This is a genomic window from Pseudomonas sp. MOIL14HWK12:I2, from assembly GCF_000510745.1.
GTDB lineage: Bacteria > Pseudomonadota > Gammaproteobacteria > Pseudomonadales > Pseudomonadaceae > Chryseomonas > Chryseomonas oryzihabitans.
Map to the genome: position 1 here is coordinate 262,438 of NZ_AZOA01000007.1, position 21,673 is coordinate 284,110.

Here is a 21,673-nt window from a genome sequence, read left to right on the forward strand (position 1 = left end):
GTCAGGGGACCCCCGGGCGCGGCGGTTGGTTCGCGCCCTCAGGGGTGGCGTCCGGTCCAGGTCTGGCGCAGGGCCTCGATCAACTGGCGCAGGCCGGGTGGTGGCTGGCGCCGACTCGGGTAGTAGATGCACAGCGGCGCGCCGGGCGAGGCCCAGTCCGGCAGCACCTGCTCCAGGCGACCGTCGCGCAATTCGTCGGCCACCCGCCATTCCAGGCAATAGGCCAGGGCCAGGCCGTCGAGGGCGGCCTGGATCGAGGTCTCGGTCTCGTTGACCGTGAGCGGACCCGGCACGTCGATTGTCCGGGTGCTGGCGCCACTGCCCAGCTCCCAGCGATAGAGGGCGCCGCTGCCCAGCCGCAGGCGTACGCACTGGTGGTCGGCAAGCTCCTCCGGCTGCTGCGGCCGGCCGTGGCGCGCCAGATAGGCGGGGGCGCCCACCACGATCCAGCGCAATTCGTCGGTGAGCGGCAGGGCGACCATGTCCTGGGGCACGGTATCGCCATAGCGGATGCCGGCATCGAGGCCGTCGGCGACGATGTCCACCGGGCGATCCTCGACGCTGATGTCCAGTTGCAACTGCGGATAGGCCGCCAGCAGCCGGGGCAGGGTCGGGGTCACCAGCAGCCGCGCCGCATCCCGCGGCACGCTCAGGCGCAGTCGGCCGACCGGGGCGTCGCGGTGCTGGTCCAGTTCGCCCAGCGCTTCGCCAATCAAGGCAAAGCCCTGTTCGAGTTTTTCCGCCAGCGCCGCGCCGGCCAGGGTCGGTACCACCGAGCGGCTGGTGCGATTGAGCAGCTTGACCCCCAGGCGCGTCTCCAGCTGGCGCAGGGCGTGGCTCAGTGCCGAGGTGGTGACGCCCAGCTCGATCGCGGCCTGGCGAAAGCTGCGCCGCCGGACCAGGGCGACGAAGACGTTGAGATCGGCCAGTTCGCCGCGGTTGAGGGTCGGCATGTACAGTCCTCGCGCGATAAGAGCCTGTCCAAAGTCTGCTGCGCGTCGGCCAAACGGCGTTGAAAATGCCCTGGAAGGCCAGCCCCGTCGGAATGCTCATTTACCATTCGTAAACTCCGCTTCCTCAGGCATTTTCGCCTTGTTTGTCTCTAGCTCGCGAGCCTTTGAACAGGCTCTAAAGGTCAAGCGTTCGTTGAGCCCTATTCAACGCCTTTTGAATTAGCCTCACAAGGCTAACCCTTCCGACTGGCGTCTTCGCCTGGAGATCCTATGAGTGAAACCCTGCGTATCCCGGGTATCGATACCCCCGTTTCCCGCATCGGCCTCGGTACCTGGGCCATCGGTGGCTGGATGTGGGGCGGTACCGACGAAGCCCGTTCAATCGAGACTATCCGCGGCGCCGTGCATGGCGGCATCAATCTGATCGATACCGCGCCGGTGTACGGCTTCGGTCGGTCCGAGGAGATCGTCGGCAAGGCCCTGGTAGGCATCCGCGACCAGGCGGTGATCGCCACCAAGGTAGCCCTGGAGTGGCCCAACGAAGAGGTGCGCCGCAACGCCAGCGCGGCCCGCATTCGCCAGGAGGTGGAGGATTCCCTGCGGCGCCTGCGCACCGATCGCATCGATCTCTATCAGGTGCACTGGCCCGATCCCCAGGTGGCCCACGAAGAAACCGCGGGTGAGTTGGAGCGCCTGCGGCAGGAGGGCAAGATCCTCGCCATCGGCGTGAGCAACTATTCGCCCGAGCAACTGGAGGCCTTCCGCCAGTTCGCCAATCTGTCCACCGTGCAGCCGCCCTACAACCTCTTCGAGCGCGCCATCGAGGCCGATGTGCTGCCCTATGCCCAGCGTCACGGTCTGGTGGTGCTGGCCTATGGCGCGCTCTGCCGCGGCCTGCTGTCCGGGCGTATGAATGCGGAGACGAAATTCGACGGCGATGACCTGCGCCAGGGCGATCCCAAGTTCCAGGCGCCGCGCTTCGCCCAGTACCTGGCCGCGGTGGAGGCCCTGACCGCCTTTGCCCGCGAGCGCCATGGCAAGTCGGTGCTGGCCCTGGCGGTGCGCTGGATCCTCGACCAGGGGCCGACCATCGCCCTCTGGGGCGCGCGCAAGCCCGAGCAGTTGCAGGGCCTGGACGAGGCCTTCGGCTGGCGACTGTCCGCCGAGGACCTGGCGGCTATCGACGCCATCCTCGACGAACACGTCAAGGATCCGGTGGGGCCGGAGTTCATGGCGCCGCCCCTGCGTTGATCGGTGCGGCCGGGGCACCCTGGCCCCGCCGCGTTGCCTAAGCTACTCAGCCACAAGAGGTGAGGATCATGGCCAAGCGCGACGATCTCGATCACAAGCCGGAAAACGCCGGCAAGGTCGGCGAGACCCACAAGGAACTCAACCAGGGCGGTGAAGAACAGCGCCCGCAGGACAGCAAGCGACCCGAGCAGCCCAAGGAGAATCCGGATCCGGGTTACTGATAGGGGCACGGAAAACGAAGGCGCCCGGGTGCAGACCCGGGCGCCTTCGTTTTTCAGGCCGAGGTCAGCGGCTGACCCCGGCCATCCTGCCGGTCAGAAGCTGCGTGGCGGGGTGGCCATGCCGCTCTCGTCGCCGACCGCGCCCGGGGTATTGCCGTTGGCCGCGGTACGGCCGACATTCATGCCCGCGGTCGCCTGGGTGGCGCCGAGGGTGCTGCCGGTACCTGCCCTCGGCGAGCCCGCCATGGACTCGACTCCGGCGTCGGGATCGTTGCCCAGATTTTTCGGCGCAGGAGTGCCCGCGTCCGCCGGCTGGCTGCGGTGGTCCTGGCTGGCCTGGCGCGCCTCTTTCGCCATGTCCTGGCCTGCCGCCTTGACCTGCTCGTAGCCACTGCTGGCGGCTTGCTTGGCCTTGGCAGTCAGCTTGTCACTGTGCCTGCCCAGGGCGCGGTCCTCGGTCTCGGTGCGTGGCAGGGCAGCGCCCAGCAGGGCGCCGAGGGCGATGCCCAGCGCACCCACCACCAGCGGCTGTTCACGCAGCAGGGTCTCGAAGGTGCCCTTGAGCTGTTGCGCCTGGTCAGCCAGGGTGTCCTTGGCCTGCGCCGCGGTATCGCTTAGCCGCTCCCCAGTCTGGGAGGCCTTGGCCGATACGCTCTCGCCCAGGCCGGTCACCTTGTCGCGCACATCGTGACTGCCACGGTTCAGGGAATCGCGGGTATGGCCGGCGCTGTTGGCGACCGAGTCCAGCGCACCGGACAGCTTGTCCTTGAGCGGAGTGCCCGTGGTGGCCGGAGCCGGCGTGCGATTCTGTCCCAGCGCCAGCCATAGCAGGCCCACCGAGGTCAGCACCGCCGGCACCGGATTGGCCTTGAGGGTATTGCCCAGGTTGTGGGCGAATTCGCCGCTGTGGCCCTTGGTGTAGGACAGCGCCTGATCGAACAGCTGGCCGGGCGACAGGCGGCTTTCCAGGGCGCCCACCAGGTCTTCGATACGCTCGCGCTTCTGGTCGATCTCGCGCTCGAGCTCGTCGGGATTCTTGCGGGATTCCTGATCGATCTGATCGGTGATGCTCATTGTGCGGCCCTCCGTACGGCGTCCTTGTCCTTCTGCAGGCTGTTGACGGTGCGATCAGGGGTGAAGTGGGACGGCTCGAACTGCTTCTTGCCCGACTGCACCATGATGAAACCGATCACCATGACCACGGCACCTACCAGCAGGGCGGCGGCCCAGGGCGTGAGGTACTGGGAGAGGAAATAGACGACGCCCATCAGCAGCACGATGAAGCCTGCCAGCAGTACGATGGCGCCTGCGGCGACGCCGGCTACGCCGGCCTTGGTGGTGCGCAGGGATTCGCCCAGTTCGGCCTTGGCCAGGGCCAGTTCCTTGGTGAACAGCGCCGGCACTTCCTGGACCAGCTGCTTGACCAGGCCAACGACCGAGGTGTCGCCCTCGGTGGGGCGCGGAGTGGGGTTGTCGTTGATCATGGCTGCTTGCCTCCGCTCAGGGTGGGTCGATCCAGCTGGCTGGATGAGGTGCCGGTGTTCAGGTTGCTGTCGCTGCGGGCCGGGTTGATCGCCGCGCCACCGATGGGATCGCCACCACGGGTGGTGGTCGGGGTATGGAGGTCGGGACCCTTGGGAATGTTGTTGGTGTGGATGACGTCGGCACCCGCCGCCGGCTCCACCAGTTCGTTTTCCGCCGCGACCGAGGGGGTGGTCAGTGAGGGCACCGCGTCCGCGCCGCCGACGCGCGAGCTGCTGCCGGTATCCGGCTGGCTGGAGGCCTTGAGAAAGCGCGACAGGCCGAAGCCGATGGCGATGCTGCCGGTCAGGAACAGCGCCGGGTTGTCGCGGGCCAGGGTGCCGGCCTGCTGCAGCAGCTGCTCGGCGTTCTTGCCGCGCAGATCCTCGGCCAGACCGGTCAGGCTCCGGGCCATGTCGCTGACATAGTGCGCCAGGCCCAGGGTGTCCTTGTCTTCCAGTTCGTCGGCCGCCGCCTGGGCGCTCTGGGCAATGGCACCCAGCTGGTCGGCCGCGGTGTCGCGGTAGTGCTCGAAGTGGGCGGCACCTTCCTGCTTGGCGTCTTGCACCGTGTCCTTGGCGACCTCTTTCAGGTCATGCAGATGGGCCTCTGCCGTAGAACCGTCCTTGGTCTGCGAGGGTTGTCCCTGGGCGGGATTGAGGGGCGTCGTCATACGCTGTTACCTGTGTGCAGAACCTTGTCGTGGCCGGCAGAGAGCTCTCGGCGACCGTTCGTGTGCCTTGCCTTTTAGGTGACCGGGCGGAACGAGCAGGGGTTCTTACGCGGCGTCGGTTTGCTGGCAAAGCTGACAAACGGTTTTACCTACACATCTAGCTACAAGCGCAGCGGCCGTGGCGAAAGAGGGCCTCTGGGACGGGCAATGAAACGCAGTCGCAACATAGGCAACCATTCGTCATGCCCATGGTGGCGATATGCAAATTCGATGAACGATTTTTCGTCCGGTGCGGTCGATTTCTGCAGACGTTGATGTTCGCGCCAATGCAAGCGAACCCCTTTTCCTCTTCACGTCCTGACAGGAGATCTCTCATGGCCGTTGCCAATGCCAAGCAAGAACTCAAGACCGTTTCCAGCGTCAAGCAGAAGGCCCATCAGGGCGAAGACGCCACCCTGCAGAACCAGCAGGCCGTCGGCGAAGCCCTGGCCGTGCTGCTCTCCGACGTCTTCGCGCTGTACATCAAGACCAAGAACTACCACTGGCACATGAAGGGCTCGCACTTCCGCGACTACCACCTGCTGCTGGAAGAGCAGGCTACCCAGCTGTACGGCATCACCGACCTGATCGCCGAGCGGGCGCGCAAGATCGGCCAGCCGACCGTGCGCTCCCTGGAGCAGATGGTGCAACTCAAGCGCCTGGCCAGCAGCGATGCCACCGATCTGTCGGCGGATCAGATGCTGACCGAGCTGCATGACGACAACCAGTCGCTGGCGGCCTACATGCGCACCACCCACACCCTGACCGACGACGCCAACGACGTCTCCACCACCAGCCTGCTGGAAGAGTGGATCGACCAGGCCGAAGAGCGTGCCTGGTTCCTGGGTCAGACCGTCGGCAAATAAGCCGCGGTAGCGACCTGAAAGCCCGTCTCCGGACGGGCTTTTTCATGGGCGCTCGCCAGGGGTCTGGGATTCGACTGGTACTGCCGCGGGGTGCAGCCGAATTCCCGGCGAAACACCGCGTGCAGGTACTGCGCCGAGGTGAAGCCGCAGCGCCGGGCGACCTCGGCCAGGCTCGGCGCCTCTTCCTGCAGCGCCACGGCCGCGGCGGCCAGCTTGAAGCCGAGGATCTCGTCGTGGACGCTGCGCCCCAGCTCGCGGCGAAAGGACGTCTCCAGCGCCGAACGGGAGATGCCGACATAGCTGGCCACCTGCTCGGTCTTGATGCCCTGGCAGGCGTACTGGCGGATGAAGTGCAGGGCGCGCATCACCTGGGGATGGCGCACCGGCTGGTGACGACTGGAAGCCTGGACGTTGATCCCCTCCGGCGGAATCAGCACTCGTGGCGCCCCCAGTTCGACGCCGTGCAGCCGCTGGTGCAGCAGGCGCGCCGCCTCGCGGCCGATGGCCTCGGTACCCTGGATCACCGAGGTCAGGGGCACTCGGGTCAGGGTGCGCGCCAGGGGATCGTTGTCGATGCCCACCAGCGCCACCTGTTCCGGCACCGGGATGCCGGCGGTGAGGCAGGCCTGCAGGAGTTGCCGCGCCCGGGCGTCGGTCACGGCGAGGATGCCCACCGGCTTGGGCAGGGCCTCCAGCCAGGCGATCAGCTGTTCCACCGCCGTGTCCCACAGCGGTGCGCTGGTCTCCAGGCCGCGATAGATCTCCACCGGCAGGCCGTCGCGGCGGAGCAGGGCGGCAAAGGCCGTCTCGCGCTCGCCGGCCCAGCGATTGGTGTCGGCGGCGGGCAGGCTGAAGCAGGCGAAGCGGGTCAGCCCGGATTCGATCAGGTGGTCGTAGGCCAGGCGCACCAGGGCGGCGTTGTCGGTGGCCACGTAGGGGATGCCGGGCGGGTAGTCGCCAGGGGCCGCGTAGGAGCCGCCGACGGCCACCATCGGCAAGGCGCTGTGGGCCAGGGCGGCGCTCACCGCCGGGTCGTCGAAGTCGGCGATGATGCCGTCGCCCTGCCAGCGCTCGATGCCCTTGAGCCGGCAGAGGAAGTCTTCTTCGAGGAACAGATCCCAGCGCGCCCGGGTACCGCTCAGATAGTTGCCGATGCCGGCGAGGATGCCTCTGTCGTAGATCTTGCTGCCGTTGAACAGCAGGGCGACGCGGTGGACGGGCGGCTGGCTGGGCATGGCGGCGTTTCCGGCAGGAGGCGCGGGCGGGGCTCCAGACTACGACCGGCGCGTGCGCGCCTCAAGCGGCAAAATCGCACCTGGCTCTGGTGATTTTCACAATAGGCAGCCCGGGCAGCGGCGCTACCATCGACGCAAACCGGTACGCCGTATCGGGTGCGACAGATAAGAACAAGGACAACGCCATGGCTTATTTCCCCAATGTCGAAAAGGTCCGCTACGCCGGCCCCGACAGCGATTCCCCGCTTGCCTTCCGCCACTACGAAGCCGACCGCCTGGTCATGGGCAAGCCCATGCGCGAGCACCTGCGCATGGCCGTCTGCTACTGGCATACCTTCGTCTGGCCGGGTAGCGATGTCTTTGGTCAGGGCACCTTCCAGCGGCCCTGGCAGGCAGCCGGTTCGCCCCTGGAGCAGGCCCGCGCCAAGGCCGCCGCCGCCTTCGAATTCTTCAGCAAGCTGGGCGTGGACTACTACTGCTTCCACGACACCGACGTCGCCCCGGAAGGCGCCAGCTTCGCCGAGTACCGCGAGAACTTCGCCCGTCTGGTGGACGAGCTGGAACGCCACCAGAGCGACACCGGCCTCAAGCTGCTGTGGGGCACCGCCAACTGCTTCAGCCACCCGCGCTATGCCGCCGGCGCCGCCAGCAATCCCGATCCGGAAGTCTTCGCCTGCGCCGCCACCCAGGTCTGCACGGCGATGAACGCCACTCACCGCCTGGGCGGCGAGAACTATGTGCTCTGGGGCGGCCGCGAAGGCTACGAGACCCTGCTCAACACCGACCTTGCGCGCGAGCGCGAGCAACTCGGCCGCTTCATGCAGATGGTGGTGGAGCACAAGCACCGCATCGGCTTCCAGGGCGATCTGCTGATCGAGCCCAAGCCCCAGGAGCCGACCAAGCACCAGTACGACTATGACGTGGCCACCGTCTTCGGCTTCCTGCAGCAATTCGGGCTGGAGAAGGAGATCAAGGTCAACATCGAGGCCAACCACGCGACCCTGGCCGGGCACAGCTTCCAGCACGAGATCGCCAGCGCCGTGGCCCTCGGCGTATTCGGCAGCATCGACGCCAACCGCGGCGATCCGCAAAACGGCTGGGACACCGACCAGTTCCCCAACAGCGTCGAGGAAATGACCCTGGCGATCTACGAGATCCTCAAGGGCGGCGGCTTCACCCGCGGCGGCTTCAACTTCGACGCCAAGGTGCGCCGCCAGAGCCTGGACGACGTCGACCTGTTCCACGGCCACGTGGCGGCCATGGACACCCTGGCGCTGTCGCTGGAACGCGCCGCGGCGCTGTTGCAGGACGACCCCCTGGGCAAGTTCAAGGCCGAGCGCTATGCCGGCTGGGACCAGTCCCTCGGTCAGCGCATCCTCGGGGGCCAGCTGAGTCTGGAGCAACTGGCCGAGCACACCTTCAGCCAGGGCCTGGCGCCCCAGCCGGTGAGCGGCCGCCAGGAGCTGCTCGAAGGCGTGGTCAACCGTTACCTGTATCGCTAGCGACCGCGAGCGGGTCGGCAGAAAAGCCTGGCTGACCCGCTTGTGCAAGCGCGCTGAATCGTTACACTCAAATCCGTTCTCTCGCTCCACAACAACAATAACCAAGGACGCCACCATGACTTTCAAGACGACCCTGCTCGCCGGTCTGCTCGCCCTGTGCACCACCGGTTTCGCCCAGGCCGACGCCCAGCATCCCAAGATCGGTTTCTCCATCGACGACCTGCGCCTGGAGCGCTGGGCCCGTGACCGCGACTACTTCGTCGCCGCCGCCGAGCAACTCGGCGCCAAGGTCTATGTGCAATCCGCCGACGCCAACGAGCAGCGCCAGCTGTCGCAGATCGAGAACCTGATCTCCCGCGGCGTGGACGCCATCGTCATCGTGCCCTTCAACGCCACGGTGCTGAACAACGTGGTGGCCGAGGCCAAGAAGGCCGGGGTCAAGGTGATCTCCTATGACCGCCTGATCCTCAACGCCGACATCGACGCCTACATCTCCTTCGATAACGAGAAGGTCGGCGAGATGCAGGCCGGTGGCGTGCTCAAGGCCCAGCCCAAGGGCAACTTCTTCCTGCTCGGCGGCGCACCCACCGACAACAACGCCCAGATCCTCCGTCAGGGCCAGATGAAGGTCCTGCAGCCGGCCATCGACAAGGGCGACGTCAAGATCGTCGGCCAGCAGTGGGTCAAGGAGTGGAACCCGACCGAGGCCCTGGCCATCGTCGAGAACGCCCTGACCGCCAACGACAACAAGATCGACGGCATCGTCGCCTCCAACGACGCCACCGCCGGCGGCGCCATCCAGGCCCTGGCCGCGCAGAAGCTGGCCGGCAAGGTCGCCGTGTCCGGTCAGGACGCCGACCTGGCCGCCATCAAGCGGGTGATCGCCGGGACCCAGACCATGACCGTCTACAAGCCGCTCAAGCTGATCGCCTCCGAGGCGGCCAAGCTGTCGGTGCAACTGGTGCGCAACGAGAAGCCGGGCTTCAACTCCAGCTACGACAACGGCACCAAGAAGGTCGACACCCTGCTGCTCACCCCCACCGAGCTGACCAAGGCCAACGTCGACCTGCTGGTCAAGGACGGCTTCTACACCCAGGCCCAGATCGACGGCAAATAACCACTGGCCACCGGCTGGCCGTCTGACGCCTGGCGTCGGGCGGCCCCTGGGCAAGGAGCGGCCATGGCCGACTATCTGCTGGAAATGCACGGCATCGCCAAGAGCTTTGGCGGGGTGCGGGCGCTGGATGGCATCGATCTCAAGGTGCGTCCGGGCGAATGCGTAGGGCTGTGCGGCGAGAACGGCGCCGGCAAGTCCACCCTGATGAAGGTCCTCTCGGCGGTCTATCCCCACGGCACCTGGGAAGGCGAGATCCGCTGGGACGGGCGACCCCTGGAAGCCCAGTCCATCGCCGAATCCGAGGCGGCCGGCATCGTCATCATCCACCAGGAACTGACCCTGGTGCCCGATCTTTCCGTGGCCGAGAACATCTTCATGGGCCACGAACCGCGCCGCTTCGGCGGGCGGCTGGACTATCCGACCATGCTGCAGCGCTCGGCCGAGCTGATGCGCCGGCTCAAGGTGCCGGACATGAACGTGGCCCTGCCGGTGTCCCAGTACGGCGGCGGCCTGCAGCAACTGGTGGAAATCGCCAAGGCGCTGAACAAGAACGCCCGGCTCTTGATCCTCGACGAACCGACCTCGGCGCTCACCACCTCCGAGATCGCCGTGCTGCTGGACATCATCCGCGACCTCAAGGCGCAGGGCGTCGCCTGCGTCTACATCTCGCACAAGCTCGACGAGGTGGCGGCCATCTGCGACACCATCACGGTGATCCGCGACGGCAAGCACATCGCCACCACGCCCATGGCCGAGATGGACATCGACCGCATCATCACCCAGATGGTCGGCCGCGCCATGACCAACCTCTATCCGCAGATCCCCCATGAGATCGGCGAGGTGATCTTCGAGGCGCGTCACTTCACCTGTCTGGACGTCGACAATCCCCAGCGCAAGCGCGTCGACGACGTCTCCTTCGCCGTGCGCGCCGGCGAGATCCTCGGCATCGCCGGGCTGGTGGGCGCCGGACGCACCGAGCTGGTCTCGGCCATCTTCGGCGCCTACGACGGCCGCTACGAAGGCGAGGTCTGGCTCAATGGCCAGCGCATCGACACCCGCACCCCGCTGAAATCCATTCGCGCCGGCCTCTGCCTGGTACCGGAGGATCGCAAGCGCCAGGGCATCATTCCCGACCTGGGCGTGGGCTCGAACATCACCCTCACGGTGCTGGACCGATTCGCCCACCTGAGTCGCATCGACAGCGAAGCGGAACTGTCCTGCATCGACACCGAGATCGCCCGGCTGCAACTCAAGACCAGCAGCCCCTTCCTGCCCATCACCGGCCTCTCCGGCGGCAACCAGCAGAAGGCGGTGCTCTCCAAGATGCTGCTGGCGCGGCCCAAGGTGCTGATCCTCGACGAGCCCACCCGCGGCGTCGACGTCGGCGCCAAGTTCGAGATCTACCGGCTGATCGGCCTGCTCGCGGCGGAGGGCGTGGCCATCGTCATGGTCTCCTCGGAGCTGGCCGAGGTCCTCGGCGTCTCCGACCGGGTGCTGGTGCTCGGCGAAGGCCGGCTGCGCGGCGATTTCCCCAATGAGAATCTGACCCAGGAGCGGGTACTGGCCGCGGCCCTGGGCACCACCGAACGGGCGGTCGCCCAAGCCCGGGAGCACTTCTGATGCACGCCGTGAAACAGCTGTTCACCCGTTACAAGATGCTCGCCCTGCTGATCGCCGTGGCCCTGATCTGGCTGTTCTTCAGCTGGCAGACCGAAGGCGGCTTCGTCACCCCGCGCAACCTCTCCAACCTGCTGCGGCAGATGTCCATCACCGGCATCCTCGCCTGCGGCATGGTGCTGGTGATCATCGCCGGCGAGATCGACCTCTCGGTGGGCTCGCAACTCGGCCTGCTCGGCGGGGTGGCGGCGATACTCGACGTCACCTACCACGTGCCCCTGCCGATCACCCTGCTGGCGGTGGCCGCCGGTGGCCTGCTGATCGGCCTGATCAACGGCTATCTGAGTGCCTATCGGGGAATACCGTCCTTCATCGTCGGCCTCGGCGGCATGCTGGCCTTTCGCGGCGTGCTGCTCGGTCTCACCGGTGGCGTCACCGTCGCCCCGGTGTCGCCGGAACTGGTCTACCTCGGCCAGGGCTATCTGCCGCCGGACGTGGGCAGCGCCCTGGGCGTGCTGCTGTTCGCCGTGGCCGTGGTGCTCACCTGGCGCCAGCGCAGCAAGCGCAAGACCCTCGGCCTGACCCTCGCGCCGCTGTGGCGCGACGTGCTGCGGGTGGTGGTGATCGGCGTGGTGCTGGCGGCCTTCATCCAGACCCTCAACCGCTATGACGGCATCCCGGTGCCGGTGCTGATCCTGCTGGTGCTGCTCGGGGTGTTCAGCTACATCACCAGCCAGACGGTATTCGGCCGGCGCATCTATGCGGTGGGCAGCAACCTGGAAGCCACGCGGCTGTCGGGCATCAACGTCCAGGCGATCAAGCTCGGCATCTTCGGCCTCATGGGCGTGATGTGCGCCCTGGCCGGTCTGGTCAACACCGCCCGCCTGGCCGCCGGCTCGCCGTCGGCCGGCACCATGGGCGAACTGGACGCCATCGCCGCCTGCTTCATCGGCGGCACCTCCATGCGCGGCGGCTCGGGCACCGTCTACGGCGCCCTGCTCGGCGCCCTAGTGATCGCCAGCCTGGACAACGGCATGTCCATGCTCGACGTGGACAGCTATTGGCAGATGATCGTCAAGGGCGGCATCCTGGTCCTGGCCGTCTGGGTCGACGTCAGCACCCGCACCAGCCGGCGCTGAGCGGGATGGCCAAGGGTGGATGAGGCGGCGCCGTCATCCACCCTACGGCAGTGCCGCCACTTCACTCCGTATCGCCCCCTCTCCCCCTGGGAGAGGGCCGGGGTGAGGGCACAGCCAACGCCCACCCTTGCCGGCGAGCGCCGTCCGTAGCGTGGAAAACCGCAAAGCGTTTTCCACTGGCTGAACTCGGGATCCGAGGTGGATGAGGCCGCGCCGTCATCCACCCTACGGCAAAGCTCCCTCTCACTCCGTATCGCCCCCTCTCCCCCTGGGAGAGGGCTGGGGTGAGGGCNCAGCCAACGCCCACTCTTTCTGGCAAGCTCCCCAGGTAGCGTGGAAAACCGCAAAGCGTTTTCCACTGGCTGACTCGGGATCCGAGGTGGATGAGGCCGCGCCGTCATCCACCCTACGGCAAAGCTCCCTCTCACTCCGTATCGCCCCCTCTCCCCCTGGGAGAGGGCTGGGGTGAGGGAGACTCAGCCTCCGCTCAACCCCCCGACCCCGCTCAACTCTCGAACCGCTGCACCCGCGGGCCGCGCTGGCGCAGGTCGGCGAGGCTTTCCGGGCTCAGGGTGCCGATCGCCCGATCGAGGTCGCGCTGCAGGTCCTTGATCACGGTGGCCAGGGTGGCGGTGCATTCCAGGCTGCACAGGGGAATGGCCTTGGTGACCGTGACCGCGCGGGCGGTGTCGGTGACGGTGAACAGCAGGGTGCGATCGGCGCGACGGGGGACCGCCAGGCAGGAGTGCGGACTGAAGGCGGTGATCAGCATGTCGATGGCGTCTTGCATGGGCAGTTCGTCCTTGGCGTGACCGTGAAAGCGTCCGCGTCAGACGCCTTCCGTCCATGAAAGGTTCATTCCAGAGCGCCTGCATCAAGGTGGGGTCATGCCAAGGCGTACGGCACGTCGGCTCGCCCGGCTGCAAGCGACTCGCGCCAGGCGCCGCCAGGGCTTTTCCACCCGCCCGCGGCAGCGGCCATGGTGGATAAGCCGTACGCCCCGCCATCCATCCCCGGCCTTTGACGCCCGCGCCGGGCTGCGGCAGAGTGCGCGCCCCTTTGGTGGTGCGGAGTCGGCGATGAATGCGGTGGTGGTGGCGGTAGGACTGATGCTGGTCCTGAGTCTGGCGCGGGTGCACGTGGTGGTGGCGATGATCGCCGGCGCCGTGGCCGGTGGTCTGGTGGGCGGCCTCGGGCTGGAAGGCACCCTGCTGGCCTTCAACGCCGGCCTGGGCAATGGCGCCAAGGTGGCGCTCTCCTATGCGCTGCTGGGCGCCTTCGCCGTGGCCATCAGCCAGTCGGGGCTGGCGCACATGCTGGCCGATCGCGCCCTGGCGCTGATGGAACGCCAGGCGGCCCAGGGCGGACGCTCGCTGCGCTGGGCGCTGCTCGGCCTGCTGCTGGCGGTGTCCATCGCCTCGCAGAACATCCTGCCCATCCACATCGCCTTCATCCCGCTGCTGGTGCCGCCGCTGCTCTATGTGCTGACGCGCCTGGAGCTGGATCGCCGGCGGCTGTCCTGCGTCATGACCTTCGGCCTGATCGCCCCCTACATGTTCCTGCCGGTGGGCTTCGGCAGTCTCTATCTGCACGACATCCTGCTGGCCAGCGTGTCCCGTGCCGGGGTGGACGTCAGCGGCGTGGATCCCAGTCGCGCCATGCTGCTGCCGGCCCTGGGCATGGTGGTCGGCCTGCTGCTCGCGGTCTTCGTCAGCTATCGCCGGCCGCGACAGTACGATCTCAACCTGGTGGCGCGCACCGAGCGGGCCGACCGTCCCTACAACGGCCGCACCCTGCTGGTGGCGCTGGTCGCGGTGATCGCCGCCTTTGGCGTGCAGCTCTGGCTGGACTCCATGATCCTCGGCGCCCTGGTCGGCTTCGTGGTCTTTACCGCCACCGGCGTGGTGCGCTGGCGCGAGGCGGACGACCTGTTCAGCGAGGGGGCGAAGATGATGGCGGTGATCGGCTTCATCATGCTCACCGCCGGCGGCTTCGCCGAGGTGCTGACCGCCACCGGCCAGATCAAGGACCTGGCCGCCACCGCCGCCGGCCTGATCGGCGACAACCGCGCCCTGGGCGCGCTGCTGCTCCTGCTGCTGGGCATGCTGGTGACCCTGGGCATCGGCTCGTCCTTTTCCAGCGTGCCCATCCTCGCCGCCATCCTCGGCCCACTGTGTCTGCACCTCGGCTTTTCGCCGCTGGCCATCGTCTGCCTGATCGGCACCGCCGGCGCCCTCGGCGACTCGGGTTCGCCGGCTTCGGATTCCACCCTGGGCCCCACTTCCGGCCTCAACGTGGACGGCCAGCACAGCCATATCTGGGACACCGTGGTGCCGTCCTTCCTGCACTTCAGCCTGCCGATGCTGCTGTTCGGCTGGGCCGCGGTGCTGCTGCTGTAACCGGCGATTGCCGCCCGGGCGCAAAGCTCCAGCCGGGCGGGTCCAAGGCCTACAGCCAAGGAGTCGCCCCATGTCCACCCCCGCCTTCAGTGTCGAACCCCTGACCGCCGCCGACCTGCCGGCTACCACCGAGGTGGTGCGCCTGGCCTTCGCCACCTGGATGGGCGCCGCCGAACCGGGCGAATTCTGGAACGACCGCGACTATGTGCGCAGTCGCTTCGCCGCACCCCACACCGCCTGGTTCAAGGCCCTCGACGGCGCGCGGCTGGTCGGCGCCATCTGCGTCACCCGCTGGGGGCGCCACGGCATCCTCGGCCCGCTGGCGGTGCATCCGGACTACTGGGACGCCAAGGTGGCCAAGGCGCTGATGGGCGCCGCGGTCGCGCAGCTCGATGCCTGGCAGCTGGTCCATGCCGGACTCTTCACCTTTCCCGACAGTCCGCGTCACCTGGGGCTCTACCAGGGCTTCGGCTTCTGGCCGCAGACCCTGACCGCGGTGATGGCGCGACCGGTGCAGGCGCAGGCCGCGCCACCGGCGCTGCGCTTTTCCCTGGCGGCCAAACCCGACCGGCTGCTGGCGGCCTGCGCCGACGTGGGTCGGGCCAATGCGCCGGGGCTGGATGTCTCCGCCGAGATGGCCGCGGTGCGCGCGCAGGGGCTCGGCGAGAGTCTGCTGCTGCATGATGCGCAGGGCCGGGCGGAGGGCTTCGCCGTCTGCCATTTCGGGCCCCACAGCGAGGCGGGTACCGGGGTCTGCTATGTGAAGTGCGCGGCGGTGCTGCCCGGCGCGGGCGCGGAGGCGCGCTTCGCCCGGCTGATCGCCGCCTGCGACGGCCTGGCCCGGGACCACGGTCAGCAGCGACTGCTGGCCGGCGTCAATACCGCTCGCCGGGGCGCCTACCAATGGCTGCTGGCTCAAGGCTTTCGCAGCGAGATCCTGGGCATCACCCTGCACCGGGGCGAAGCCCATTACGATCACCCCGAGGTCTGGCTGCTGGACGACTGGCGCTAGGCCTTGGTGCTGTCTTCGGGGGTCTTCTTGCGCGAGCGGCTGCGCGGCTTGGGTGCCGGCGGGGCGACGCTGCTCTGGATGCCGCCGACCTGGGTCAGGTTGTCGTCGGGCTGGTCTTCCAGTTCGCGATTGGCCTGGAACCAGTGCTCGAAATCCTGGCCATGGGGACGCCCTTCGCGTTCCCAGATTTCATAGGCGCGCTGGCGGATGCGTTCTTCGAGGGTCATACCGGTAACTCCAAAGGGGCAGGGGAGAGCGGCCGGCAGCGCCGGCGCTCTTCCTGACTAGGCCCGAGGCGACCGGAAAAAGTTTCCCCGAGGCTTGCGATGAGTCAGGCGCCGTTGCCGCTTGCCGGGCTCTGGCAGGCCGCTTTTGCGGACAGGACCGTTCGTCGGGCCCTGGCTAGCCCTGCCAGGCGCGGCGGTAGGCGCCTGGCGCCACGCCGTAGGCCTGCTTGAACTGGCGAGTGAGATGGCTCTGGTCGGCAAAGCCCAGCTGCAGGGCTACCTCCAGGGGCGCCCAGCCGGCGCGCAGCAGGCCCTGGGCGCGGGTCAGGCGCTGCTGCTTGAGCCAGGCGTGGGGCGGCAGGCCCGTCGCCCGGCGGAACACCCGCAGGAAATGAAAGGGCGACAGCCCTACCGCCTGGGCCAGTTCTTCGAGGCTGGGCGGTTGCTGCAACTGCTGGCCGAGCAGTTCGCGGGCGCGCTGCACCGCCAGGGGTTCGCGGCCAGGTTCGGTCAGGGCGCCCAGGCGGGCATGGCGGCCGAACAGCAGGAGCAGCGCCTCGCGCCAGGCGGTCTGCTGCTCCAGCGCCTCGGCGCCACCATCGGCCAGCCGATGCAGCTGGCCGAAGGCCGCGCTCACCTGAGGGTCGTGCAGCACGCTGGTGGCGAAGGCCGGGGTGGCGTCCAGCGGGCGTCCCAGCTCGGCGAACACGGGGCCCAGCTGCGCCAGCGTCGGATAGAAGCCGCGGTACTGCCAGCCTTCCTCGACCGCCGTGGCCCCGGTGTGCAACTCGTCCGGATTGATCAGCACCATGCTGCCGGCTGCGGCCAGGTGCTCGGCGCCGCGGTGGCGAAAGCGCTGGGCGCCGCGCTCGATCACGGTGAACACATAGCCTTCGTGCACATGGGGCGCAAAGCGCTGGCGGCGATAGCGGGCATGCAGCAGCTCGACGCCGCCCAGGCCGCGGGCCGGCCAGAGGCGGGCGTTTTCTTGTTGTCCGTTCATGGCTCTCTCGTGGCCCCGACGGGTTCCACCTTCGGGCTAGAGGAGCCAGCGTAGCAGGTAGAACACGCCCATGCTGAGGATCACCGTGGTCAGCACCCGTCGCGTCCAGAGCATCAGCCCCACCGCGGTCAGGGCCGCCAGCGGGTAGGGATCGACCAGGGTCGCGGCCAGCGACGTCTCGCCGGAGAACAGGATGGGGCCGCAGATGGCGGTGAGCATCCCGGGCACGGCGAATTCCAGGAAGGTGCGCAGGTTGCGGCCCAGGCGCAGCGGCAGGCGCGGTTCGAGAAAGAGATAGCGATTGCAGAAGACCAGGGCGGCCATGCCGAGCACGGTGGCGAGGATCATGGCAGGCGCTCCCGCAGGCGGCGGACCAGAAAGCCCACGCTCATCCCCGCCAGGCCGCCCAGCACCAGGGCGCCCTGCCAGTGCAGGTGATGCAGCCACACCGACACCAGCAGCGCGGTGAGCACGCAGGCCACGGTGGCCAGGTCGCGCACCAGGGGCACCACCAGGGCGATGAAGGTGGCGGCGATGGAGAAGTCCAGGCCCAGGGCACCCAGGTTGGGCAGCACCCGCCCCAGCAGCAGCCCGGCCAGGGTGAAGAGATTCCACAGCAGATAGAAACTCAGGCCCATGCCCAGGGCGCGCCAGCGGTCGAAGCTGGCTGGTTGCTCGGCATGGTTCAGGGCGAAGAATTCGTCGGTGAGCAGGAAGCCGAAGCCCAGCCGCCAGGGCAGTGGCTGGGGCGCCAGGACGCGTCTCAGGTGCAGGCCATAGAGCAGGTGCTGGGAGGTCAGCAGCAGGGTGGTCAGCAGGATGGCGGCGAGGCCCGCGCCGGCCTTGAGCATGCCCAGGGCCACCAGTTGCGCCGCCCCGGCGAACACCAGCAGGGAAAAGGCCTGGCCTTCCAGCACGCTGAGTCCGGTCTCGATGGCCAGGGCGCCGACCAGGATGCCCCAGGGCGCGCAGGCCAGCGACAGCGGCATGATCTGCCAGGCGCCCTGGAGGAAGGCGCGGCGGCGGGAAGCGGTCATCGGCAGGGCTCCGGAGGGCAGGGGATGCCCAGGGTGCCGCGCCGCGCCGCCGCCGTCTTGAACGTTCTTGCGCTGGGGCGCCTTCAGCCTTCCAGCAGGGCGAACAGTTCCAGGTACTGCCGGGTCAGCTTGTGGCCCGGGTCCAGGTGGATCAGCGGGCGATGCTGCTGGTGGGATTCGCGCATCTTCACCGAAGACATCAGCGGCGCCGCCAGCACCGGCAGGTCGCGCGCCTGGAGTTCCTCGATCAGCTGCCGCGGGGTGCTGGCCTGTGCGTGGTACTGGTTGATGACGATGCCCTCGACGGCGAGCTTTTCGTTGTAGTCCTCGCGGATCTCCTCCAGCTCCTCGATCAGGTCGTAGAGCGCCTGCTGGGCGAAGACATCGCAGTCGAAGGGGATCAGGCAACGATCGGCGGCGATCAGCGCCGAGATGCTGTAGAAATTCAGCGCCGGCGGGGTGTCCAGGTAGATGCGGTCATAGTCTTCGCCGAGCTTGTCGAGATACTTGGCGAGCTTCTGGATCTTGTACTTGGATTCGAGCTTGAACTGCAGCTCGGTCAGCTCGCCCGAGGCGGCGATCAGATCCAGATTCGGCCAGGCGGTGGCGTGGATGTTGGCCTGGGCTTTCTTGCCGCCGCTCAGGGTCTGCTTGAAGAAATCGGCGATGCCGTGGGGCAGGTCGTCGCCCACCTCGCCGGTGAGGTACTGGCTGGAGTTGGCCTGGGGATCGAGGTCCACCAGCAGGGTGCGATAGCCCTCGTGGGCGCTGATGGCCGCCAGGTTGCAGGCGATGCTGGACTTGCCGACACCGCCCTTCTTGTTGAAGACCACGCGGCGCAGGGCATGACCGGAGGGAGAGCTGTGTGCGTTCATTGAGTCGTCCCGACAGTGAGAGGAGCCTGGGTGCAAAGGTGTGGCTGTGGCGTTTCGCTTATACCGAAAGGCCAGGCGCGGACGATGACGAATTTATGGCCGTTGCATGACATTCGTATGACGAGCCTAGCGCAGCGGTGGAACCTAGGCGTCCGCCCGGGCTTCGAACTCGGCAAGCTCCCGTCGAGAATGCGCCATGACCCTCCGCCGATTCCCCGCCTTGCTGCTGCTCGCCTGCGCTCCGCTGGCCCAGGCCGCCAACGACACCCAATCGCCGGTCCCGGTGCCGGGTGCCCCCGCCCAGACCGATACCCGGGTGCTCGAAGCCGGCGCCGACGTCCTGCAGCGCAAGCCGCCCATCGCCGCCCTCAACACCTACCTGGACGGCTTCCACTTCTACAACGGCCATCCCCACAGCCAGATGGAGGCCCATCACTATTGCAGCGTCCTGGGCGAAGAGATGTTCCAGTGCGTGATCTACGACGGCAATGTCGCCGATGCCAAGCTGATGGGCGTCGAGTACATCATTAGCGAACGGCTGTTCAAGACTCTGCCCGAGGCCGAGAAGGCGCTCTGGCACAGCCATGTGCACGAGGTGAAGTCGGGCCAGCTGGTCGCGCCCGGCGTACCCCAGGTGGCCGAACACCGGCTGATGGACAAGCTGGTGCATACCTACGGCAAGACCTGGCATACCTGGCATACCGATCAGGATCTGGAGCTGCCCCTGGGCGTGCCTCAGCTGATGATGGGCTTTACTGCCGACGGCCAGCTCGATCCCAAGCTGCTCGCCGAGCGTGATCGCCGCCTGGGTATCTCGTCCAGCGAGACCAGGGCCGCCCGTGCCGACCTGCCGACCCCCGCGGTCGCCCCCGGCGCCAATGCCTGGCAGCAGGGCCAGGTCATCCAGCTGCAGGACCCCACCGGCCAGTTGCACAAGCACGACGGCGAGCACACCGAAAAGGGCGTCAATACCAGTTCGAACAAGCCCTGAGGCCTGCCATCAGGGCGCGCCCGTCGGACTTCGCTCGGACCCACGCGCCGCCGTCCCGCAGGCGTGGCAGAAATGCGCGAAGGCGCTCTTGCGCGTCTGGCAGGCGCCGCAGTGGTCGTGCAGGCCGATGCCGCAATGGGGGCAGAAGTCGATCCCCGGGTCCTTGAGGTCCACCGGCCGCTCGCAGCCCGGGCAGACGCCCTTGGCCAGCCGCGCCAGGGCGGTGTCGTAGTGCAGTTCTTCGCGTCGGACGGTGTCCGGCTGGGTTTCCTTGAGCGCCAGGCGGGCGCGATAGTCCTGCAGGGCGCGGATGGCGTAGCGCCCGCCCAGGACCGTCAGCAGGATGCCCACCAGATAGCGCACATAGCCGCCATAGCTGGGCAGATAGGGCACCAGTTCGACAAAGAAGGCGAACAGCGCGAAGAAGATGAAGCCCCAGACGAAAGGCCACCAGGTGCTCTTGCGCTGGCGGACGAATAGCCAGGCGGCGACTGCCAGCAGGGGGAGCGTCAGCGCCAGGCGATAGAGGAAGACCCGCAGTTCGGCCTGCTGGCGGGCGTCGAGCCAGGCCTGCTGGGCCGCGTCGCTCAGCTCGGCCAGGCTGCGCGCGGCGGCGGCCGCGTGCTGCTCGGCATCCAGTAGCGCCTGCTCCTAGCGTTCGACCTCCTGCTCGGCGGCGCGCTCGCCGGCCTTGAGCGCGTCCAGGGCGCGGCTGCGGGCGATCAGCTCGGCGTCCTGCTCGGGGCGCTGGGTGGTCTGGCGGGTCGCCAGCCAGTTGTCGAAGGTCTCGCGATTGGCCGTGTAGCTGCGCGCCGCCGCGGCCTGCTGCAGCTGGGCCTGGTCGAGGGCGTCCTGGGCCGCGCGCCGGGCCTGGTTCGCCTGGCGCTGGTCCGCCCGCGCCGCGGCGGTGGCCGCCGGATCCATGAAGTCTTCCAGACCCTGCTGGCGCTCCACCTGGGGCAGATCGCCGACCAGGGTGCCGCCCAGGCCGATGAGAAAGCCGGCGAACACCAGCGCCAGCAGCCAGAGGCCGCGATTGAACCACTTTTCCGAGAGTCGCAGCGATTTGCCCATGGGTCCCTCCAGGTCGAAAGAAGGCACAGCTTAGCCGCTCCCCGGGCGCCCCGCTCAGGCCAGCTTGATCGCCACCACCCCGGCGACGATGGCCAGGCCGGCGCAGACGCGCCCCAGCGGCAGACTCTCGTGCAGCCAGAAGACCCCGATCAGCAGGGCGAACAGCACGCTGGTCTCGCGCAGCGCCGAGACCAGGCCGATGGGCGCCTGGGTGGTGGCAACGATCACCAGGCTGTAGGCCAGCATCGACATGACCCCGCCAGCCAGCCCGGCGCGCCAGTGCGGACCGAGGCCGGCAAAGGCCGAGCCGCCACGACTCAGGCGCAGCACCAGCGCGGCCACCACGCCGTTCACCGCGAACAGCCAGAGGGCATAGGCCACCGCATCACCGCTGGCGCGCGCGCCCAGGGCATCGGCCAGGGTGTAGGCGGCGATGAAGCTGCCGGTGGTGAAGGCGCAGACCAGCAACGCCAGGCTGGGCGGCGTGCCGCGCCGGGCCCCGAGCAGCGCCATCAGGGCGAGACCGGTCACCAGCAGGCCGAGGCCGAGCAGGGCGGGCGGCGACAGCACTTCGCCGAGGGCGAGAAAGGCCACCCCGCTGACCAGCAGCGGGGCGCTGCCGCGGGAGAGCGGATAGACCTGGCCCAGGTCGCCATAGCGATAGGCGCGGGCGAGAAAGGCGTTGTAGCCGATGTGCAGCAGGGCGGAGAGGGCGATCCAGGGCCAGGCCGCGGCCGCGGGCAGGGCCACGAAGGGCAGGGCCAGCAGGGCGGCGACGCCGGCGCCGATCTGGATCAGGCTGGCGGTGAGAAAGCGATCGAGGCCGATCTTGAGCAGGGCGTTCCAGCCGGCGTGCAGCAGGGCGGCGAGCAGTACCAGGGCGAACAGGGGCGTGGTCACGAGGCCTCCGGCCAGGCGGGT

The 21,673-nt window shown here is 68.0% G+C and carries 24 protein-coding genes; 10 read left to right on the forward strand and 14 right to left on the reverse strand.

Annotated features, from left to right (window positions below; all coding sequences use genetic code 11):
• Positions 1–38: 38 nt before the first annotated feature.
• Positions 39–953: a LysR family transcriptional regulator gene (locus PSK12I2_RS0104315; protein ID WP_027597446.1), complete on the reverse strand. Its 915-nt coding sequence runs from the start codon at positions 951–953 to the stop codon at positions 39–41.
• A 270-nt stretch (positions 954–1,223) separates the two neighbouring features.
• Here PSK12I2_RS0104315 and PSK12I2_RS0104320 point away from each other — a divergent pair, with 270 nt between their 5' ends.
• Both PSK12I2_RS0104320 and PSK12I2_RS25025 read left to right on the forward strand, forming a co-directional pair.
• Positions 1,224–2,204, forward strand: coding sequence for an aldo/keto reductase (locus PSK12I2_RS0104320; RefSeq protein WP_027597447.1), 981 nt, complete (start codon positions 1,224–1,226; stop codon positions 2,202–2,204).
• A gap of 68 nt (positions 2,205–2,272) precedes the next feature.
• Complete coding sequence (locus PSK12I2_RS25025) at positions 2,273–2,425, forward strand: hypothetical protein (protein WP_169742412.1); 153 nt, start codon at positions 2,273–2,275, stop codon at positions 2,423–2,425.
• 93 nt (positions 2,426–2,518) lie between these two features.
• On the opposite strand, the gene PSK12I2_RS0104330 is transcribed toward PSK12I2_RS25025, so the two are convergent.
• From PSK12I2_RS0104330 to PSK12I2_RS0104340, 3 genes are read right to left on the reverse strand one after another with little or no spacing between them, the layout of a single operon-like run.
• The gene (locus PSK12I2_RS0104330; RefSeq protein WP_027597448.1) at positions 2,519–3,499 is read right to left on the reverse strand and encodes a DUF3618 domain-containing protein; all 981 of its coding nucleotides are present in this window, start codon (positions 3,497–3,499) and stop codon (positions 2,519–2,521) included.
• A complete protein-coding gene (locus PSK12I2_RS0104335) occupies positions 3,496–3,909 on the reverse strand; it encodes a phage holin family protein (protein ID WP_027597449.1) in 414 nt (137 codons plus the stop codon). The genes PSK12I2_RS0104330 and PSK12I2_RS0104335 overlap by 4 nt, the downstream gene beginning before the upstream one ends.
• Entirely contained in the window at positions 3,906–4,619 is a 714-nt protein-coding gene (locus tag PSK12I2_RS0104340) for a hypothetical protein (protein ID WP_027597450.1), read from the reverse strand. The genes PSK12I2_RS0104335 and PSK12I2_RS0104340 overlap by 4 nt, the downstream gene beginning before the upstream one ends.
• A gap of 374 nt (positions 4,620–4,993) precedes the next feature.
• On the opposite strand from PSK12I2_RS0104340, the gene PSK12I2_RS0104345 reads away from it, so the two are divergent.
• Positions 4,994–5,524: a Dps family protein gene (locus tag PSK12I2_RS0104345; protein WP_017639603.1), complete on the forward strand. Its 531-nt coding sequence runs from the start codon at positions 4,994–4,996 to the stop codon at positions 5,522–5,524.
• On the opposite strand, the gene PSK12I2_RS0104350 is transcribed toward PSK12I2_RS0104345, so the two are convergent.
• Entirely contained in the window at positions 5,506–6,759 is a 1,254-nt protein-coding gene (locus tag PSK12I2_RS0104350) for a DNA-binding transcriptional regulator (protein WP_027597451.1), read from the reverse strand. The genes PSK12I2_RS0104345 and PSK12I2_RS0104350 overlap by 19 nt on opposite strands.
• A 185-nt stretch (positions 6,760–6,944) precedes the next feature.
• Here PSK12I2_RS0104350 and xylA point away from each other — a divergent pair, with 185 nt between their 5' ends.
• From xylA to PSK12I2_RS0104370, 4 genes are all read left to right on the forward strand, one after another.
• Positions 6,945–8,261 (forward strand): xylose isomerase, encoded by a 1,317-nt coding sequence (xylA, locus tag PSK12I2_RS0104355; protein WP_027597452.1) that lies wholly within the window; start codon positions 6,945–6,947, stop codon positions 8,259–8,261.
• A 115-nt stretch (positions 8,262–8,376) separates the two neighbouring features.
• Positions 8,377–9,378, forward strand: coding sequence for a D-xylose ABC transporter substrate-binding protein (gene xylF / locus PSK12I2_RS0104360; protein ID WP_027597453.1), 1,002 nt, complete (start codon positions 8,377–8,379; stop codon positions 9,376–9,378).
• Between the two features lie 63 nt (positions 9,379–9,441).
• A complete protein-coding gene (gene xylG / locus PSK12I2_RS0104365) occupies positions 9,442–10,998 on the forward strand; it encodes a D-xylose ABC transporter ATP-binding protein (protein ID WP_027597454.1) in 1,557 nt (518 codons plus the stop codon).
• Positions 10,998–12,134: a sugar ABC transporter permease gene (locus tag PSK12I2_RS0104370; protein ID WP_027597455.1), complete on the forward strand. Its 1,137-nt coding sequence runs from the start codon at positions 10,998–11,000 to the stop codon at positions 12,132–12,134. Before xylG ends, PSK12I2_RS0104370 begins: the two co-directional genes overlap by 1 nt.
• Positions 12,135–12,639: 505 nt before the next feature.
• Here PSK12I2_RS0104370 and PSK12I2_RS0104375 read toward each other — a convergent pair.
• Complete coding sequence (locus tag PSK12I2_RS0104375) at positions 12,640–12,924, reverse strand: hypothetical protein (protein ID WP_017639596.1); 285 nt, start codon at positions 12,922–12,924, stop codon at positions 12,640–12,642.
• A 289-nt stretch (positions 12,925–13,213) separates the two neighbouring features.
• On the opposite strand from PSK12I2_RS0104375, the gene PSK12I2_RS0104380 reads away from it, so the two are divergent.
• Both PSK12I2_RS0104380 and PSK12I2_RS0104385 read left to right on the forward strand, forming a co-directional pair.
• The gene (locus PSK12I2_RS0104380) at positions 13,214–14,533 is read left to right on the forward strand and encodes a Na+/H+ antiporter family protein (protein ID WP_027597456.1); all 1,320 of its coding nucleotides are present in this window, start codon (positions 13,214–13,216) and stop codon (positions 14,531–14,533) included.
• Between the two features lie 70 nt (positions 14,534–14,603).
• The gene (locus PSK12I2_RS0104385; RefSeq protein ID WP_027597457.1) at positions 14,604–15,545 is read left to right on the forward strand and encodes a GNAT family N-acetyltransferase; all 942 of its coding nucleotides are present in this window, start codon (positions 14,604–14,606) and stop codon (positions 15,543–15,545) included.
• Here PSK12I2_RS0104385 and PSK12I2_RS0104390 read toward each other — a convergent pair.
• The 5 genes from PSK12I2_RS0104390 to PSK12I2_RS0104410 form a co-directional block, all read right to left on the reverse strand.
• Positions 15,542–15,772 (reverse strand): DUF2934 domain-containing protein, encoded by a 231-nt coding sequence (locus tag PSK12I2_RS0104390; RefSeq protein ID WP_027597458.1) that lies wholly within the window; start codon positions 15,770–15,772, stop codon positions 15,542–15,544. The genes PSK12I2_RS0104385 and PSK12I2_RS0104390 overlap by 4 nt on opposite strands.
• Positions 15,773–15,947: 175 nt before the next feature.
• Positions 15,948–16,775, reverse strand: a complete 828-nt coding sequence (locus PSK12I2_RS0104395; protein ID WP_027597459.1) for an AraC family transcriptional regulator — start codon at positions 16,773–16,775, stop codon at positions 15,948–15,950.
• A gap of 36 nt (positions 16,776–16,811) precedes the next feature.
• Positions 16,812–17,123, reverse strand: coding sequence for an AzlD domain-containing protein (locus PSK12I2_RS0104400; RefSeq protein ID WP_027597460.1), 312 nt, complete (start codon positions 17,121–17,123; stop codon positions 16,812–16,814).
• Positions 17,120–17,812, reverse strand: a complete 693-nt coding sequence (locus PSK12I2_RS0104405; RefSeq protein ID WP_007159822.1) for an AzlC family ABC transporter permease — start codon at positions 17,810–17,812, stop codon at positions 17,120–17,122. The genes PSK12I2_RS0104400 and PSK12I2_RS0104405 overlap by 4 nt, the downstream gene beginning before the upstream one ends.
• 83 nt (positions 17,813–17,895) lie before the next feature.
• On the reverse strand, positions 17,896–18,654 hold the full coding sequence (locus tag PSK12I2_RS0104410) for a ParA family protein (RefSeq protein WP_027597461.1): 759 nt from the start codon (positions 18,652–18,654) through the stop codon (positions 17,896–17,898).
• A gap of 229 nt (positions 18,655–18,883) precedes the next feature.
• On the opposite strand from PSK12I2_RS0104410, the gene PSK12I2_RS23665 reads away from it, so the two are divergent.
• A complete protein-coding gene (locus PSK12I2_RS23665) occupies positions 18,884–19,678 on the forward strand; it encodes an OBAP family protein (RefSeq protein ID WP_037007506.1) in 795 nt (264 codons plus the stop codon).
• Between the two features lie 9 nt (positions 19,679–19,687).
• Here PSK12I2_RS23665 and PSK12I2_RS25180 read toward each other — a convergent pair whose 3' ends face one another.
• The 3 genes from PSK12I2_RS25180 to PSK12I2_RS0104425 form a co-directional block, all read right to left on the reverse strand.
• Entirely contained in the window at positions 19,688–20,071 is a 384-nt protein-coding gene (locus PSK12I2_RS25180) for a zinc ribbon domain-containing protein (RefSeq protein WP_256203947.1), read from the reverse strand.
• Positions 20,072–20,329: 258 nt separating this feature from the next.
• Positions 20,330–20,752, reverse strand: coding sequence for a hypothetical protein (locus PSK12I2_RS25185; RefSeq protein ID WP_256203948.1), 423 nt, complete (start codon positions 20,750–20,752; stop codon positions 20,330–20,332).
• Positions 20,753–20,806: 54 nt separating this feature from the next.
• Positions 20,807–21,652, reverse strand: a complete 846-nt coding sequence (locus PSK12I2_RS0104425; protein WP_027597462.1) for a membrane protein — start codon at positions 21,650–21,652, stop codon at positions 20,807–20,809.
• Between the last annotated feature and the right edge of the window lie 21 nt (positions 21,653–21,673).